Here is a 13,369-nt window from a genome sequence, read left to right on the forward strand (position 1 = left end):
TGTACATCAGCGTCAGATATAAAATAAACGCCATGGACGGGGCGCTAACCCGCGGAAACACCGCGGGCAGTACCCCTACCCATGGACCAAGACCTGTCCGGTGAAGCAGAATACCCGGACAGCGCGGACGAGACCGCGCATCGGAACTGGCGAATCGACTACAGAAACATGGACGAGCGCCGCCGCGCGCGCTACCGCCAAGAAGCGGGTGGAGCGAGCCGCGACCTCGCCGCCTCGCTGCTGGCCGGAGGTGGCGCGTGACCGAGCGCGACCGCTTCGTACATCTCGCCGGCTACGCATCCATCACGGCCGTCCTCGCAACGGCGAACTGGGCTGGCCTGTCGGCTTATCTGCTAGCGGCGCCGCTCATGCTCGGAACGCTCTACATCGGCGGCCAGATGCTGGTCGGGCGACTCGTCAAGCGAGCACGAGAGGACACCGCTCCTGCCACTGCTGATACTCCGACGCCCGCCACTGATGGCGGCACTACGCACCACACTGAAACCACGGGTAGCGACCGGAACCGCCAACAGAACGCATGAGACGCGCCATACTCGCAGTATTCCTTACACTGACCATCGTCGCAACGCCCATCACCGGGAGCGCCGCTGCTGCTCCCGGCCTGAACTTCTCCAGCGAGAAAGCACCGAACCCGACCTTCGTCGAGGACGAACTCGTCGTCGGCTCGCACGACCGGAGCGAGATGAGCGACGCGCTGGAGTACTACAATGACTCCGGTGAGGTCGCAACGCTCCCGGCGACGGTGAACCAGTCGCAGGACACGCCTGTCGGCGTCCGCTTCGACCAGATCGACGCGGAGCGCTACGGCCTGTTCCCGCGCATCGACGGCGAGACGGGTAACTCGGCAAACTGGACGGTCGCCTCGGACTGGACGACCAGCTCCGGTGCATCCTCGTCCATGTCGGTGACGGACGCTGACGCCGACGGCGTCGACAAGCTCGAACTCGCCGCGACCGTCGCCAGCAGCGAGACCGCGACGGCGACCTACGCCGACAATGTCAGCATTACGAGCGACCCGAACAAGCGGGTCATGTTCGGCGTGCTGAACGTCGATACGCTGGCCTCCGGCTCGACCGTCGAGGTCCGTGCCGTCGACGGCGACGGTGACTACCGCTACGCCGAAGTCAACGCCAGCGCGAACGCGTCCGCTGACGACGTTATCGCCAACAGCACGGGTAACGGCTACGTCTTCAGCGAACGACTTTCGAACCTCCCGCTCGCCGGTAGTGGTGACGGTACGTTCGACTCGATTCAGCAGGTCGACATCGTCGCATCCGACGCCGACGCAACCGTGACGCTGGCTGGCCTCGACCTCGACACGAAGAGCGACGAGGACCTCGCTGAAATCCAGCGCAACACTGACGGTGACACCGAGCTCGAAGCGACCACCATCACGGACTACTACGAGGGCGGCGTCGCTAACCTGACCGCCCTGGACACGCTCGGTCCGATGTACGACGACGCGGTCGTGAACGACCTCCACGTCTACGACGTCCAGTACCAGTTCTCGGACCTCTCCGACAGCGAGGAGTACTCGACCGAGTTCTCCAGCGCTGACGACTACAACTACCCGCAGAAGCTCGAACTGTACGCCGACATGTCGGTGCCGACCGCAATCGACCTGCAACACGGTTCGCTCACGATGGAGTTCGAGCAGGGACTCGTCGAGTCTCGCTACGTGGTCGCTGAGGTAGCGACCGGCGTCGATTCGAGCGAGGAGTTCGGCAACTTCACCGACGAAGACGGCACGTATTCCAGCGTCACGGACTCGTTCGGTTCGCAGGGGACGACCGCGACCTTCGTCGCGTCGGCCTCCGCTGACACGAACTACCGTGTCCACCTGGTCGTGCTCCTCCAGGACGAGGAGGCAAGCACGCTTCAGGACATGAGCGCTGTCGGCCCGACTGGGGCGTCCGGCGGCGGGTTCTTCGCCTCTATCTGGGGCAAGGTCGCTGGTCTACTCGGTAGTGTGCTGGTCGCAGTCGGCCTCAAGCGGAAGGTCGGAGGGTCGTAAACATGTCCGCGTCCGGCGGTGCTGGCGGGCCTCGCGTCCGTCGTCTGTTCGACCGGGCCGCAAAGGCCGAGAGCATCGGCGAGGTCATCTTTCAGGGCCTTGGCGCTGTGTTCTTCGCGGTCGGGTCGGCACTGGCCAGCGGCATCTTCACGCTGGCGGACGTGTTTATCATCCCGACCGGGTCGTTCATCACGTCGATCGGCGAACTCATCGACTCGTTCATCGGCGGTGCGGCGATGATAATTAACTTCGGAGCGATAGCGAGTGCGGTCTCGATCGGCCCGGGCGGCCTGTTCGCCAGTCCGATATCGTTCGTCATCGCGATCGGCGTCGTGCTGCTGGGCTTCTACGTCCTGCTGGCGTACATCAGCGAGGAAGATACGTCGAATTTCTTCCCGCTGATTGGGACTGGCTTTGACGTGCCAACGCCCGGCTTCCTCGACGCTGAGGAGGAAGAGGAAGGCTAACCATGGTGAGCGCCAGTGACTTCGTCGACGGTACCTCAATCCAGTGGCGACGCCTCGGAACCGTGCTGTTCGGTGCGGGCATCGGCGCGTACTTCTGGGGCACCATTTCGGCGTTTCTGGCGCTGGTCGATATCCCGCTTAGCTTTATGAGTGGGCTGACGAACTTCGTCGGAGCCTTCTACGGAGTTCTGACCGGGTTGCCTGCCGTCATCATCCGGAGCGGGTTCGCTGCGGCAGTGCCGTACATCACATCCGCTGGGATAGCTGGCTTCTTGCTGGCGTTGCTCATCGCGTTGGCGACGCTGTTCATCTCCGCGTGGGTGGTGAACCGTGTCCGCTGACGGAAGCGGCGGCGAGATGGGCGTCTACGAACTCTTAGAGGCACTCGCACCGCTGGCGGGCGTCGCCAAGGTGCTGGTCCGCTTCGGCCGCAATCCGTTCGGGTTCATTGCCACGATTATCTCGCTGTACATCGTGAACGGATTCCTGAATCTGGGCGCGTTCGCCGTCAATACCGTTCTATCGGCTTTCGACATCGTCGTTGGCTCGTTAGATTTCGTCCGCATCACGCTGGTGAATGCCTTCGGCGGCATCGGAATCGACCTGTTGGGTGCCATCGCTGTCATCCAGCAGGTCGCCGGGAACGTTATCGCTACGGCTGGGCCAGCCGCTCCGGTGCTGGCCGTCGGGCTCGCAGGCCTGAGCGTCTGGATCGGCTGGGAAGTGGCGAAGCGGACGCCGAAAGCGCTGTACGAACTGTACATGCTGATTCCGGGGACCTGAGACCATGAAACAACAACTCAAGCAACTGCTCTACCATCCGCTCACGGCCGGTGCGTTGCTGGTGAGCACTCTCGGGCAACTCGGTTTCGGCCTGTTCGACCCGCTATGGGGCGTTATCTCGATGACGTCGGGATATTGGTACCCCGCGATAGCGGCTTCGGCCGCGACCATCTTCCCCGAGATCGGGCTCGCCGACGTGAAGACGCCCGTGCTCGTGGCCGCGACGGTACTGTACGTGACCGTGCTGGCGGACAAGGGCATCGACCGCGCTCAAGCGTACTTCGAAAACAGATGAAACAGAGAAATCATTACACAGAACAGCCGTACAGTCACCTCTCGCCGGGAGAGGGAACCACTCGTCGTCCCGGAGGTGAGCGACCGTGCCAATAGACCCGCTGGCAGGTATCGGTGCGTTCGTCGCCATCCTCGGAGCGTTCGTCCTCGTCCGCTTCGGCATCGCCTACGCTCGGAGCGAGGACCTCAGCGTCTCGTGGGACCGCACGACGAAGTGGGTGACGAGCGTGGCGATGGCGATCGGCGCGGCGACGTCGTTCGGCCTCATCCAGTTCGGCGACCTCATCGGCATGGCCATCGAGTTCGTCGTCTCGCACCCGTACTTCGTCACGAACTTCGGCATCGCAGGTATCGGTGCTGGGGCGCTCTCAGGCGTCTTCAACATCTCGACGTCGCAGTACGTCGGTATCGTCGTCGCTATCGTCGGACTCGTCTTCATCTTCGTCGAGGTGGACGAGTATGTCTGAACGGGTCAGGAGGGCTGTATGACTGGAAAATACGGCTCGCTAGTGGCCTACATCCGGGCGTATAACCAGTACGGAGGAAAGCCGCCGATTCCGGAGTTCGCAGACGTCGAACGTGGCGAACCGCGACCAAAGTGGCACTGGCGAGCGCTGTTCATTCCGACAGCGCTCCTTGCACTGGTTCCGGTAGTCGTTATCGGGTCACGGATGAATCCTCCACTTACGACGCCGGGCGTCGCGGCACTCTCGCTGGCGTGGTTTGGCCTTGTGTTTACCATCGCCTCGATGCTGACACAGCCGTTTTCGGACTGGTTGCGCGACGTTCCACGGTACGGCCTCAACGAGATCGACGCCACGATCGCGCCGACCACGGAGGTCGCCGATGACTAAGCCCTACGCGCTCCGAGCGCTGGCGCATCCGAGCGTAGCTCCGGACGCCGTGGCGACGCTGACCGGCTTCGGAGCGGCGGCGTTCGTCGCTACGACCACGGCCGCCGCTGGACAGTACCGGCTGGCTGGCTTCGCGCTGCTGGTCGTTCTCGGCCTGCTGGTGGCGCTGAAACGAGTCGATAGTCGCGCCCGACGCGTGGAGGCTCCCGACAAGCGATGACTCGGCAGTCCATCGCGCTGCTGGCGCTGGTCGTCCTCCTGGTGGCGTCGCCAATCGTCGCGTTCGCCGACGCGGCCGACGACAGCGCTGGCAACAGTTCCGAGTTCACGCTCGACGAGCTGAAACAGGATGGCCCACACCAGGCGAACTCGCCGCCCGGCGTTCGGATGGGCGAGCAGTCGGCGTACTGGTCAGTCTACTGGCCCGCTAACAACCCGTTCGCCAACGTCGGATCGTCCGATAGCGGCGAGTACCTGCCGTCGGGAACGACCGTCGGCCGGAACGCCGTGTATCTCCGAACGTGGACCTATGAAGATCGGACGAAAGACGTCCATGTCGTCTACTGGGAGAAAGGGACGAAGACGGTCAAACAGGGCAACACGACGACCACCGAGCCGGTCGCTCGAAACGTCACCCACGTCACCCACGAGGTGACGTTCGACCGTGGCCGACCGACGGTGAAAGTCCCGCTCCGCCAGCACGACGAACCCGTGCGGGTGACGATGTGGATCGAGGGCGAGGACTACGCGCGATGGACGTTCAAGCACAAGAGCATCGCTACCACGCAAGGCGTGGATATCAACAGCGCTGGTGACTACATCGCGTCGGTCATCACCGACTTCCTGCTGTGGATACTCATCGGCGGGTTCGTCGTCGGCTCAGGAACCAAGAAGGCTCTCGACAAGGCCGGTATCGGCCCACAGTACGGCTATTTCCCGTGGCTGGTCGGGCTGACGCTGCTGACCGGCCTCGGCGGCCTGCTGTTCTACAAGTCGCTGGCGAACCTCGTTGTGAACGCCCAGTACCTGCTGGCACTCTACGTTGTCGCGGTCATCGGCATCGTGATGCTGGAGACCTACACCACGAATGTCAGCAAGGCGCTGTTCTTGCGGCCAACGCTGACTCACGCCGAGTCGCCGACGGGAGACGACGCGTTCGACCTCCTCGATGCCGAGGGCCGTGAGGAGCGCATCGTCCGGACACCGGATGGGAGCGTGTCGGTCGTCAAACCCGGCCTGTTCCCGTTCCTCGCCCGTGTGTTCGGGAAGAACGCTCGAATCAAGAACGTCGAGCAACTGCGAACGCGCGTCCCGATCGACGGCAAGTGGGACGAACTGTTCCTCGTGGACCCGGAGGCCGACGAACTCCTGTTCTACGAGCCGGAGGGCTGGACTATCGACTGGCCGCCACTCGACCGCGAGCATGCTGGCGAGTGGGTGGCTGTCGTCGGCGCTGTTGGTCTGGCGTTCGGTTCGGTCCACTACGGCATCGCGTCGGCGCTGGCAGTCACGACCGTCACGGTCGCCGGGCTCGCTGTCTGGGCGCTCCACCCGACCGATGGCCTCGCCGCCGTGCAACCCGCGCCCGTCCATCTCCGGACGGCGTTTGGGACGATGGTGGCCTACGCTGAGGACGTCGATGACGCCAAGCGCTTCGACGAGGTAAAGTCCCAACTCGACGGCGAGCGCATCAGCAAGCAACGCGACGTCGACCGAGAGGTCGCCGACCACGATCGCACACTCGTCGAGGGCATGCTCGACCCGGACGAACAGATTCCGGCCGCCGTCGAGGACGGCGAGAGCGACGACGACGTGACCGGCAAGCGCCGGGAGAACGGCTCAGCACTCGGAAACGGGGAGGTCGCCGACGATGGCTGACGGCGACGTTCCAAAGCCATACCGACCGGCGCTGGTCACGCTCACAGAGGACGTTCGAGAGCTGACCACGGAACTCCAGAACGGTCTCTCGTCGGAGCAACGCGTGCTGACGTGGCTCCAGGAGATGACTATCCGAACGCTCGGTCGTCTCGACCAGCGCGTCTACTCGGACATGACGCGCCAGTTCCGTGGCTCACAGGGCGTCCTGCTGGCCGCGCTGGTCATCCCGAGCAAGCGCCGAGGAAAGATGACTGGTCTCGATGAAGAAACGGCGAGACAACTCCGAGAGCGGTTTCTGGCACACTATGTCCATCCAGCCCATCGCGACGCGTTCCGGCGGCTCCGCGGCGATGCAACGGAGTACATCGACGCCGCGGACGACGAGGACGCTCACGAGGCGACCCGCCAGCAGTTCGTGGCGATGCGACCCGCGATCTCCGAACTCGAACAGTGGCAACAGCGGGCACTCGACTCGCTGCTGGACGGCTTCGACGAGCGCTCTGAGGTACTCGATTGGGGCCACGACGTTTTGCTGGCGACGCATGGTGAACTCGACAGAGAGTGGATAACGCGCGTCTACCGCGAGGAATCCACTATCGAAATCCTGACCGGCACGACCGAGACGGATGCACAGGCTCGCCGCCTGTTCGCGGCGCACTACCTTCTCCCGACGTTCAGAAGCGGCGTTCGCGTCCTGAGCGGCCGCGCGAAGGAAAGCCCGGACGTCGGGCAAGCGGACGACACGGCCCCTCCAGACTGGTGATTCGATGAGTACGATAATCGACCCGAAAGCCGATTCGCAGGCGAAGATTCGAGAACAGTTAGCGACGATTACGAAGCCACACGAGAAGTCGTGTCAGGCGCTCGGGAACGTCCAAGCACCGAACCACAACGACGGCGAGGAACTGCATCGGTACTTCAGCATCCCACCGTTGCACAAGTACCTCGCGTCGGCCGACCGGAACGATGCGGCCGTAGCGAAGTTCCCGCGGGCGTTTGTGGACGCGATAGTTCACACGGACGAGCGCGACCTCGAACTCCTGCGCGAACTCGCGGGCGAGGTCGACTACGACTTCCGCGACCCGAACCCGTCGCACAAGGCACTCGAACGCTATCCTCGCTACCGAGCAAAGACGCTGGAGTGGATCGCCGACGACCCGGACAGAGTCAGCGATATCCGTGCGGTTGGCGGTACGGACCTGTTCGCACACGGCGAGCCGGGTGGCGGGAAGACGACGCTGGCGCTGTCGCTGATACTCTGGATGATGGAGGTCAACAACGAGACCTGCATCTGGGCGGAGTCCGTCGACGAGTCCGGCACGAACGAGCGGACCGAGTGGCTCTCGCTCGCACCGTTCGCTACGCTTGCACTCCCCGCGGGCATGGACGAGCGCGTCCGGATCGTGCCCGAGAACGTGAACGTCGATGAGTTCGAAGTTCGGCCGGAAGATATCGCGCGGGACGTGATACGGTACGAGTCGATTCAGGACCTCATGTCCCAACTGATGCCGGGACAGTTCTACGTCATGTTCCCAGACCCGCTTCATCGCGGGTGTGAGACCGTCTCGAAGTTCAACTACTTCGACCACCGAGAGGTGACGCCTATCGAAGAGGACGGTCCGAACGAAGCGACTGACGCCGACCAGTGGTGGTTCGCATTCGTTGCCCATCGCATCTCGGGCGATGTCTTCCCGCATCCAACGTTCATCAACTTCGACGAGGCGGGCAACCTGCTCGACCCGGATGCCGAGAAAGACGTCCACGAGCACTACGACAAGCTCCGCTGGTTCCGCAACAAGTACGCTGACGCCCGGAAGAAAGGCGTGAGCTTCGGCTATCAGGCTCACGCGCTCTCGGAGGTTCACCAGTTCGGCCGCCAGAAGATGCGCTGGCGGCTGACGATGAACGGCAACAAGCCGCCGATCGGCCGGACGCTTCCCGGCGATCGCGGTTGCCCGCTGAAGTCTGACCTCACGTCGGACATGGACGCTGGTGAGGGTGTCATCTGGAAGGCACCGCATTTCGCGCCGGTCAAGTGGCCGAATCTGAAGGCACAGGCGAAACTGGACGCGGAGGTCAGCATCGACTTTCGCAACTGGCAGGAGGCGATGGGGGGTGCCTGAGACGAAATCAGTTAGCTCAGAAAAAATTAAAAAATCTGAGCGGATTTGCCCCCATGGTCGAATCTCGATATCGGGGTCGAGCGGAGCCAACGAGCGGGTCGAACTCGCCGCTTCACACGCGCGCGTGCTTCAGATAGGACACGAGGGGGTCCCCCCGCGCGACCGCGCTCAGTTCTACGGAGGTGCGCGGGCGTGGTAGTCTACGAACTGGTTCGGGGCTTCCTCGAACTGCTGGCGAGTTACATTGGCATCGAGGGCATCGCGATCGGCGCACTGGCGGCAGTCGTCGTCGGCCTCTACTACCTGCGAGAGGCGGCGGACCTGTTCGTGATTCTCGCTCGATGGGCGCGTGTCGGCTCGCTCATCGGTGCAGTCGTGCTCGTGTTGCTGGTCGTCGGGACGGCGAGCGGCGTCGTCGAGGGCGACAGTCTCGGCTCGCTGGCTAGACAGGCGATTGAACGGATTTCAGAGGTGCTACACTAAGATGCAAGATAGAGATAGTGGTCGGAGAATTGAACAGTTACGAACGCTCCTGAGAGTTGGTGCGGTTGCTATGGTATTGGTTACGTCCATGGCCGCGCCGTTCTACGGAATTGACAATCCCTCTATGGGGCTGGCATCTGGAGCATCTAGTGACCTATTCGATGACTTTGAAGACGGGTCGGCTGATGGGTGGGAATCTGGAACAATCACGAATCGGTCGCTCGACGGAGTCTATTCTCTAGCAGGGACTGATACTAGTGGCAATTGGAATGCTGGTCCAAATATTTCCAGCCAAGATGGGAAAATAAACTCCCTCATTTATTACGGCAATCCTGGAACCACTCAGACCCAAATCGGCGTATCTGGCTCAAATGGTGCCTATAACTGGGTGAAATTTGCGACAACCGGAAATGTGGTACTTGAGACTAGAGAAAACAGCTCCGTATCTAAGTCTAGTTCGGTTGTCGATTCAGTCTCTGATAATACATACTACCGTTTTACATTGAACTACACAGGATCTGAGATAAAATTCAAACTTTGGGAGGCTGGGGCCGAAGAACCAACATCCTATACGGGGACACTCCAGTCTGACGCGCCCGACGCGACTAGTAAATTGTATTATCGTGCTGATTCTGACTTTTACCTTGACAAAGTTGGTGCAAACGGTGGATATGGCTCTGGAGGAGTCCACGACCTCTCTGGCTCCTTCGAACACGAGTTCACACTGGTCGACCAGACAGCCGGTGACCGGTTCAGCGACGACCCGATACTCCGCGTCGAGAGGCCGGATGGATCGGTGACGACTACGACGTTCAACTACGACGAGAAAGCCTATGTCCGGTTGCAAGACCTCGAAACGTACAATGTGACGGTCCTCAGCCAAGACGGGGCAGTGTACGAGTACGTCGGCTTCAAGGCCATCGAAGCCATCCCCGAGTCCCAGCTCATCATCGGATCGGATACGACCGATTCGACCGGGACGAGTACGCCCACGCTCGAAGAGCGTCTCGACGTGCGGTTCGAGGAGTTCGAGAGCTCACACAACAGCAGCGGAACGACGGTTACAGTTGAGTCGCCGGAACCCGTCGAGGAGTTCGACTACCAGATCGTCGACGAGAACGGGACAGTCCTCTACAACGGCACGAACGAGTTCGACGAACCCGTGACGTTCTACCAGGGCCAGCTCTCCGACAACGCCACGAGCAACGCCTCGGAAATAGATGACCCGACAATGGAGTACTCGGGCACGTTTGAGAACGGCACCTCGTTCAACGGGACGACGGAACTGTCGTTCTCGGACAGCGGTGGCATCTTCGGCCCGACCGGCTCGACCGGCGGCGGGGGCGCGTCCTCGACGGGCGGGCTCGTGCTTCTGGCCGGCGGTGCAGCGGTCGCGGCGTATCGCTACCGAAAGCCGCTCATCAACGCGGCGTCGAGCGCCGCGGGGAGACTAACGGGATAAGCGTATGACCGTTCGCAAAGCCGTCCTTTCGGCGATCGTCCTCGTCGGCCTGTTCGCAGCCGTGTTCGCGGTCCGGTACGCGATGTACGGCTGTGTCGCTGACCGCTTCGGCCGCTGTATCGAGTGGTGGATGCTTCGGGATTATCCGGTCGGCCTCGTCGTGGCTGGCGTCCTCGGTGTCCTGATGGGCGCGTGGAAGACGCGCGGTGAGAGCACGTGAGCGTGGATATCCCGCTCATCGCGTGTGTTCGCTGTGCGGCCGACCTCGACCGGCGCTGGTGCCCGGCGTGTGGTCGACAGCGATACGAGATATGACTGAGATAACGCTGGTCGACTGGATAATCTGGGGCTTGCTGGCTGTCTACTGGCTTCCGAAGCTCAGACAGTTGTCTCCCGCGCTCTCGCAGATAGTCGATAACGGTGAGGATGGGCTGTCTCCGGTCGAAGAGGTTCACCAGCAGTATCTCGACAACGAGATAGACGAAGCGGAGCTCGAAGCCCGGCTTGCGGTGCTGGTTGACGACCGTGCGACGACGATTCGGGACATGACCGACGCGGTTGACGGCATCGGCGAGGAGCTGTCGCGTGACCTGGCTCGGGAGTTCGACAGCGTCGCCGATCTCCATGCGGCCGACGCCGACGACCTCCAGCAGGTCGATGGAATCGGGGAGAAGCGAGCGGAGACACTCGTCGAAGAGTTGTAACAACTACCCCGTCGAGTGTTTTCTATGCTGTGCGGGTGCGGTAGCGGTTTTTTGCTCATGTGTTCTTACACACTTCAAGCGGTTGCCTCGACGCCGTCGAGAGACGTAACGGTCGTCCAGCCGTCAGGCTTCCAGACGCGGGTGCCGACCCTCAACAACAGCTACCATCGTGGGCAATATCAACATCCTGTATCAGTCTAAGATTGGCGAACCACGTTGTCAAATGGTATTTAGTCGTAATATCGATGAGAAGAATTATACGGGTAGATATTACTTGAATATCTAATGTCACCCAGTAATGAAGAGATTCGCACTGCTCTTCAATTGATGCCTATCAATATCCTGAGAACACTAATAGAGGAACGTGATATTGGCGTCACATCACGAAGCTCTGACACTCTTATAAGCCACCTCGTGGAGGATGGCTGGACAGAGGATGAGTATGAGGCCCTCAAACAGCGTCTTGCCAACATACAACGCGAGCGACAACCCTACAGTCGGTACGTCGTTGCTATTGATTCAATTGACCAAAGTGTAGACCGGGACGAGCCCCAACATGAGCGAATTGCCACTATATTGGAAGCCAATCCTGCAGAATTTGATGAAACCGGATTAGCTCGAGCTGGCTTTGAACTGGATGAAATCAATATAAATACCGTCACTGGCATCCACTGGACTAAATCTATAAATTATAAGCTCACCCCACTTAACGAAATCAAAGCTGACGAAACGGTTTATGAGACTGGTTTTCATTTCGATCTCGATGAGAACAACCTACTCATCGATTGTAGTCTGCCTGCAAAAGCTAGCAACCTGACTAACGTTCTGGATAATTCTGGTATCATCACAGAATCTGTAGGACATAATGATTACGCGACCCAACGGGCAAACCAGTTTGTACAAGACTTCGTCAATGATTTCAAAGACCAACTGGTTGAGCAGAGCGACCAGACATCTCTGGATCCAAACAATACTGCCTCGGCCCTCGAGATAGATCTCGTCGAAATGCTTGTCGATGAGGCCGAACTTGAGGACATTCGCATTGGGGGTCGCACCGACATCATCGGGAACCCTACCGTCGAAGATCTCCAAGAAGATCACGATGCGAGGGTTGTTCGATTAGAGGGCCAGTTCCGGCTTGATAGAACATACTACAACTTCATCGCAGGCTATACCGACGATATGGGGCAGATTAGTGTCAAAAAACAAGGGCGCGTTGAGGAACGGCCTGAGTTGGTGAAGGATGCATTTGACTATATTTACGATACCTACCACGGATATTTCGTTGATGTCTGAACGCCGCCGGGACATCCAGTTCGAAATTCAGTACTTGCTTTCTCTAACTCTGGTTGTCTTCGGGATGCTTTCGATTGATCCCGTGAAAGAAGGAATGAACGAGTGGGCCGCTTATCTTGTTATTTTCTTCTTAGCAGCGCATCTATCAATATTCAATCTTGTTTATAGCTTTGGCCATGCGACGACTCTCAGAGTCGATATGATCGAAACGATAGAGCGGTGGAGTGCGCCGACACTGCTGTTTATCGGCGGGTCCTTCGTATTCTTGATTCTCCACGCCTCTTCCGGCATCATATTCGCTTATTTAACTCGGCACCCAGGGTCTCCCTTCACTGAGTGGGAAATTGTTATCAAGTACATCTGCCCAATTGTTCTAGTAGGGACAATGGGCTACTCCGTAAAACGGCGCGGGATTGACCCACTCTCGGCATTTGAAGGGGTCAATATCAAGATCGTGCCAGAGGCCGTCCGCGTCTTCCCGACGGCAGGAGCCTCGCAAGCCCTCTTAGTAAAAGTTGAGAACAACGGAGGGGATACGTTTCCTTACGAACTCCACATAGATATCCCAGATATCGTCACCCTCCACAAAAATGGCGAAACAGTCACTGGCGACTACGGAGAAGACACTGAAGTAGCGCCCGGACATGCGGACCGCTACTCATTCGAGTTATCGCATATCGCAGATGAACACAGCGCTGAGGCGCTTGAGGTGACAATCGACGCCGACGGCGTCTCCTACACATCTCAGGTCGAATTGGAACTCGCGGTCTAATCGCTTATTCGTTGTAATTGGGCACCCTTCTATCACGAGCCACCAGTCATCTTCCGGACTGAGGGCTCGTCATCCATCCAGCACCGCTTCTTTTGCCCGTTGAATCCGTTTGTGCTCTTCTCAATCACCGCCGTTGTTGTCTGGGTGGAAGTTCGCCGAAAGCCGGCTGGCCACGACCTTGACAACATCATCCGATGCGTCCTCTGCGATACCCAGGC

At 60.0% G+C, this 13,369-nt stretch carries 19 protein-coding genes; all 19 read left to right on the forward strand.

The genetic code is table 11. From position 1 onward, the window contains the following. Window positions 1-81: 81 nt before the first annotated feature. Window positions 82-261 (forward strand): hypothetical protein, encoded by a 180-nt coding sequence (locus E4S61_RS11670; RefSeq protein WP_135304110.1) that lies wholly within the window; start codon window positions 82-84, stop codon window positions 259-261. Continuing rightward, a complete protein-coding gene (locus E4S61_RS11675) occupies window positions 258-542 on the forward strand; it encodes a hypothetical protein (protein ID WP_135304111.1) in 285 nt (94 codons plus the stop codon). Before E4S61_RS11670 ends, E4S61_RS11675 begins: the two co-directional genes overlap by 4 nt. Continuing rightward, entirely contained in the window at window positions 539-2,035 is a 1,497-nt protein-coding gene (locus E4S61_RS11680; protein WP_135304112.1) for a hypothetical protein, read from the forward strand. Before E4S61_RS11675 ends, E4S61_RS11680 begins: the two co-directional genes overlap by 4 nt. Window positions 2,036-2,037: 2 nt before the next feature. Beyond that, window positions 2,038-2,502 (forward strand): hypothetical protein, encoded by a 465-nt coding sequence (locus E4S61_RS11685; RefSeq protein ID WP_135304113.1) that lies wholly within the window; start codon window positions 2,038-2,040, stop codon window positions 2,500-2,502. A 2-nt stretch (window positions 2,503-2,504) separates the two neighbouring features. Then, window positions 2,505-2,843, forward strand: coding sequence for a hypothetical protein (locus tag E4S61_RS11690; protein ID WP_135304114.1), 339 nt, complete (start codon window positions 2,505-2,507; stop codon window positions 2,841-2,843). Further along, window positions 2,833-3,285, forward strand: coding sequence for a hypothetical protein (locus E4S61_RS11695; protein ID WP_135304115.1), 453 nt, complete (start codon window positions 2,833-2,835; stop codon window positions 3,283-3,285). The genes E4S61_RS11690 and E4S61_RS11695 overlap by 11 nt, the downstream gene beginning before the upstream one ends. A gap of 4 nt (window positions 3,286-3,289) precedes the next feature. After that, window positions 3,290-3,580: a hypothetical protein gene (locus tag E4S61_RS11700; protein WP_135304116.1), complete on the forward strand. Its 291-nt coding sequence runs from the start codon at window positions 3,290-3,292 to the stop codon at window positions 3,578-3,580. An 85-nt stretch (window positions 3,581-3,665) separates the two neighbouring features. Next, a complete protein-coding gene (locus tag E4S61_RS11705; protein ID WP_135304117.1) occupies window positions 3,666-4,046 on the forward strand; it encodes a hypothetical protein in 381 nt (126 codons plus the stop codon). Window positions 4,047-4,064: 18 nt separating this feature from the next. Next, the gene (locus E4S61_RS11710; RefSeq protein WP_135304118.1) at window positions 4,065-4,433 is read left to right on the forward strand and encodes a hypothetical protein; all 369 of its coding nucleotides are present in this window, start codon (window positions 4,065-4,067) and stop codon (window positions 4,431-4,433) included. After that, window positions 4,426-4,653: a hypothetical protein gene (locus E4S61_RS11715; RefSeq protein ID WP_135304119.1), complete on the forward strand. Its 228-nt coding sequence runs from the start codon at window positions 4,426-4,428 to the stop codon at window positions 4,651-4,653. The genes E4S61_RS11710 and E4S61_RS11715 overlap by 8 nt, the downstream gene beginning before the upstream one ends. Then, window positions 4,650-6,311: a hypothetical protein gene (locus E4S61_RS11720; protein WP_135304120.1), complete on the forward strand. Its 1,662-nt coding sequence runs from the start codon at window positions 4,650-4,652 to the stop codon at window positions 6,309-6,311. The genes E4S61_RS11715 and E4S61_RS11720 overlap by 4 nt, the downstream gene beginning before the upstream one ends. Then, complete coding sequence (locus tag E4S61_RS11725) at window positions 6,304-7,074, forward strand: hypothetical protein (protein ID WP_135304121.1); 771 nt, start codon at window positions 6,304-6,306, stop codon at window positions 7,072-7,074. Before E4S61_RS11720 ends, E4S61_RS11725 begins: the two co-directional genes overlap by 8 nt. A gap of 4 nt (window positions 7,075-7,078) precedes the next feature. After that, window positions 7,079-8,434, forward strand: coding sequence for a hypothetical protein (locus tag E4S61_RS11730; RefSeq protein WP_135304122.1), 1,356 nt, complete (start codon window positions 7,079-7,081; stop codon window positions 8,432-8,434). A gap of 192 nt (window positions 8,435-8,626) precedes the next feature. Beyond that, window positions 8,627-8,917: a hypothetical protein gene (locus tag E4S61_RS11735; protein ID WP_135304123.1), complete on the forward strand. Its 291-nt coding sequence runs from the start codon at window positions 8,627-8,629 to the stop codon at window positions 8,915-8,917. Between the two features lie 70 nt (window positions 8,918-8,987). Beyond that, the gene (locus E4S61_RS11740; RefSeq protein WP_135304124.1) at window positions 8,988-10,379 is read left to right on the forward strand and encodes a hypothetical protein; all 1,392 of its coding nucleotides are present in this window, start codon (window positions 8,988-8,990) and stop codon (window positions 10,377-10,379) included. A 4-nt stretch (window positions 10,380-10,383) separates the two neighbouring features. Beyond that, window positions 10,384-10,599, forward strand: coding sequence for a hypothetical protein (locus tag E4S61_RS11745; protein ID WP_135304125.1), 216 nt, complete (start codon window positions 10,384-10,386; stop codon window positions 10,597-10,599). Window positions 10,600-10,690: 91 nt separating this feature from the next. Further along, on the forward strand, window positions 10,691-11,083 hold the full coding sequence (locus tag E4S61_RS11750; protein ID WP_135304126.1) for a helix-hairpin-helix domain-containing protein: 393 nt from the start codon (window positions 10,691-10,693) through the stop codon (window positions 11,081-11,083). Between the two features lie 285 nt (window positions 11,084-11,368). Next, entirely contained in the window at window positions 11,369-12,379 is a 1,011-nt protein-coding gene (locus E4S61_RS11755; RefSeq protein WP_135304127.1) for a hypothetical protein, read from the forward strand. Then, the gene (locus tag E4S61_RS11760; protein ID WP_135304128.1) at window positions 12,372-13,151 is read left to right on the forward strand and encodes a hypothetical protein; all 780 of its coding nucleotides are present in this window, start codon (window positions 12,372-12,374) and stop codon (window positions 13,149-13,151) included. The genes E4S61_RS11755 and E4S61_RS11760 overlap by 8 nt, the downstream gene beginning before the upstream one ends. Window positions 13,152-13,369 lie beyond the last annotated feature (218 nt).

The organism is Haloarcula amylovorans (assembly GCF_004681185.1).
Classification (GTDB): Archaea; Halobacteriota; Halobacteria; order Halobacteriales; family Haloarculaceae; genus Haloarcula; species Haloarcula amylovorans.

What these genes read in the sequence shown, in the direction of transcription:
- E4S61_RS11670 (WP_135304110.1), top strand. Translation starts at nt 82, where the DNA reads ATGGACCAAGACCTGTCCGGTGAAGCAGAATACCCGGACAGCGCGGAC.
- E4S61_RS11680 (WP_135304112.1), top strand. Translation starts at nt 539, where the DNA reads ATGAGACGCGCCATACTCGCAGTATTCCTTACACTGACCATCGTCGCA.
- E4S61_RS11685 (WP_135304113.1), top strand. Translation starts at nt 2,038, where the DNA reads ATGTCCGCGTCCGGCGGTGCTGGCGGGCCTCGCGTCCGTCGTCTGTTC.
- E4S61_RS11690 (WP_135304114.1), top strand. Translation starts at nt 2,505, where the DNA reads ATGGTGAGCGCCAGTGACTTCGTCGACGGTACCTCAATCCAGTGGCGA.
- E4S61_RS11700 (WP_135304116.1), top strand. Translation starts at nt 3,290, where the DNA reads ATGAAACAACAACTCAAGCAACTGCTCTACCATCCGCTCACGGCCGGT.
- E4S61_RS11710 (WP_135304118.1), top strand. Translation starts at nt 4,065, where the DNA reads ATGACTGGAAAATACGGCTCGCTAGTGGCCTACATCCGGGCGTATAAC.
- E4S61_RS11715 (WP_135304119.1), top strand. Translation starts at nt 4,426, where the DNA reads ATGACTAAGCCCTACGCGCTCCGAGCGCTGGCGCATCCGAGCGTAGCT.
- E4S61_RS11720 (WP_135304120.1), top strand. Translation starts at nt 4,650, where the DNA reads ATGACTCGGCAGTCCATCGCGCTGCTGGCGCTGGTCGTCCTCCTGGTG.
- E4S61_RS11725 (WP_135304121.1), top strand. Translation starts at nt 6,304, where the DNA reads ATGGCTGACGGCGACGTTCCAAAGCCATACCGACCGGCGCTGGTCACG.
- E4S61_RS11730 (WP_135304122.1), top strand. Translation starts at nt 7,079, where the DNA reads ATGAGTACGATAATCGACCCGAAAGCCGATTCGCAGGCGAAGATTCGA.
- E4S61_RS11740 (WP_135304124.1), top strand. Translation starts at nt 8,988, where the DNA reads ATGGTATTGGTTACGTCCATGGCCGCGCCGTTCTACGGAATTGACAAT.
- E4S61_RS11745 (WP_135304125.1), top strand. Translation starts at nt 10,384, where the DNA reads ATGACCGTTCGCAAAGCCGTCCTTTCGGCGATCGTCCTCGTCGGCCTG.
- E4S61_RS11750 (WP_135304126.1), top strand. Translation starts at nt 10,691, where the DNA reads ATGACTGAGATAACGCTGGTCGACTGGATAATCTGGGGCTTGCTGGCT.
- E4S61_RS11755 (WP_135304127.1), top strand. Translation starts at nt 11,369, where the DNA reads ATGTCACCCAGTAATGAAGAGATTCGCACTGCTCTTCAATTGATGCCT.
- E4S61_RS11760 (WP_135304128.1), top strand. Translation starts at nt 12,372, where the DNA reads ATGTCTGAACGCCGCCGGGACATCCAGTTCGAAATTCAGTACTTGCTT.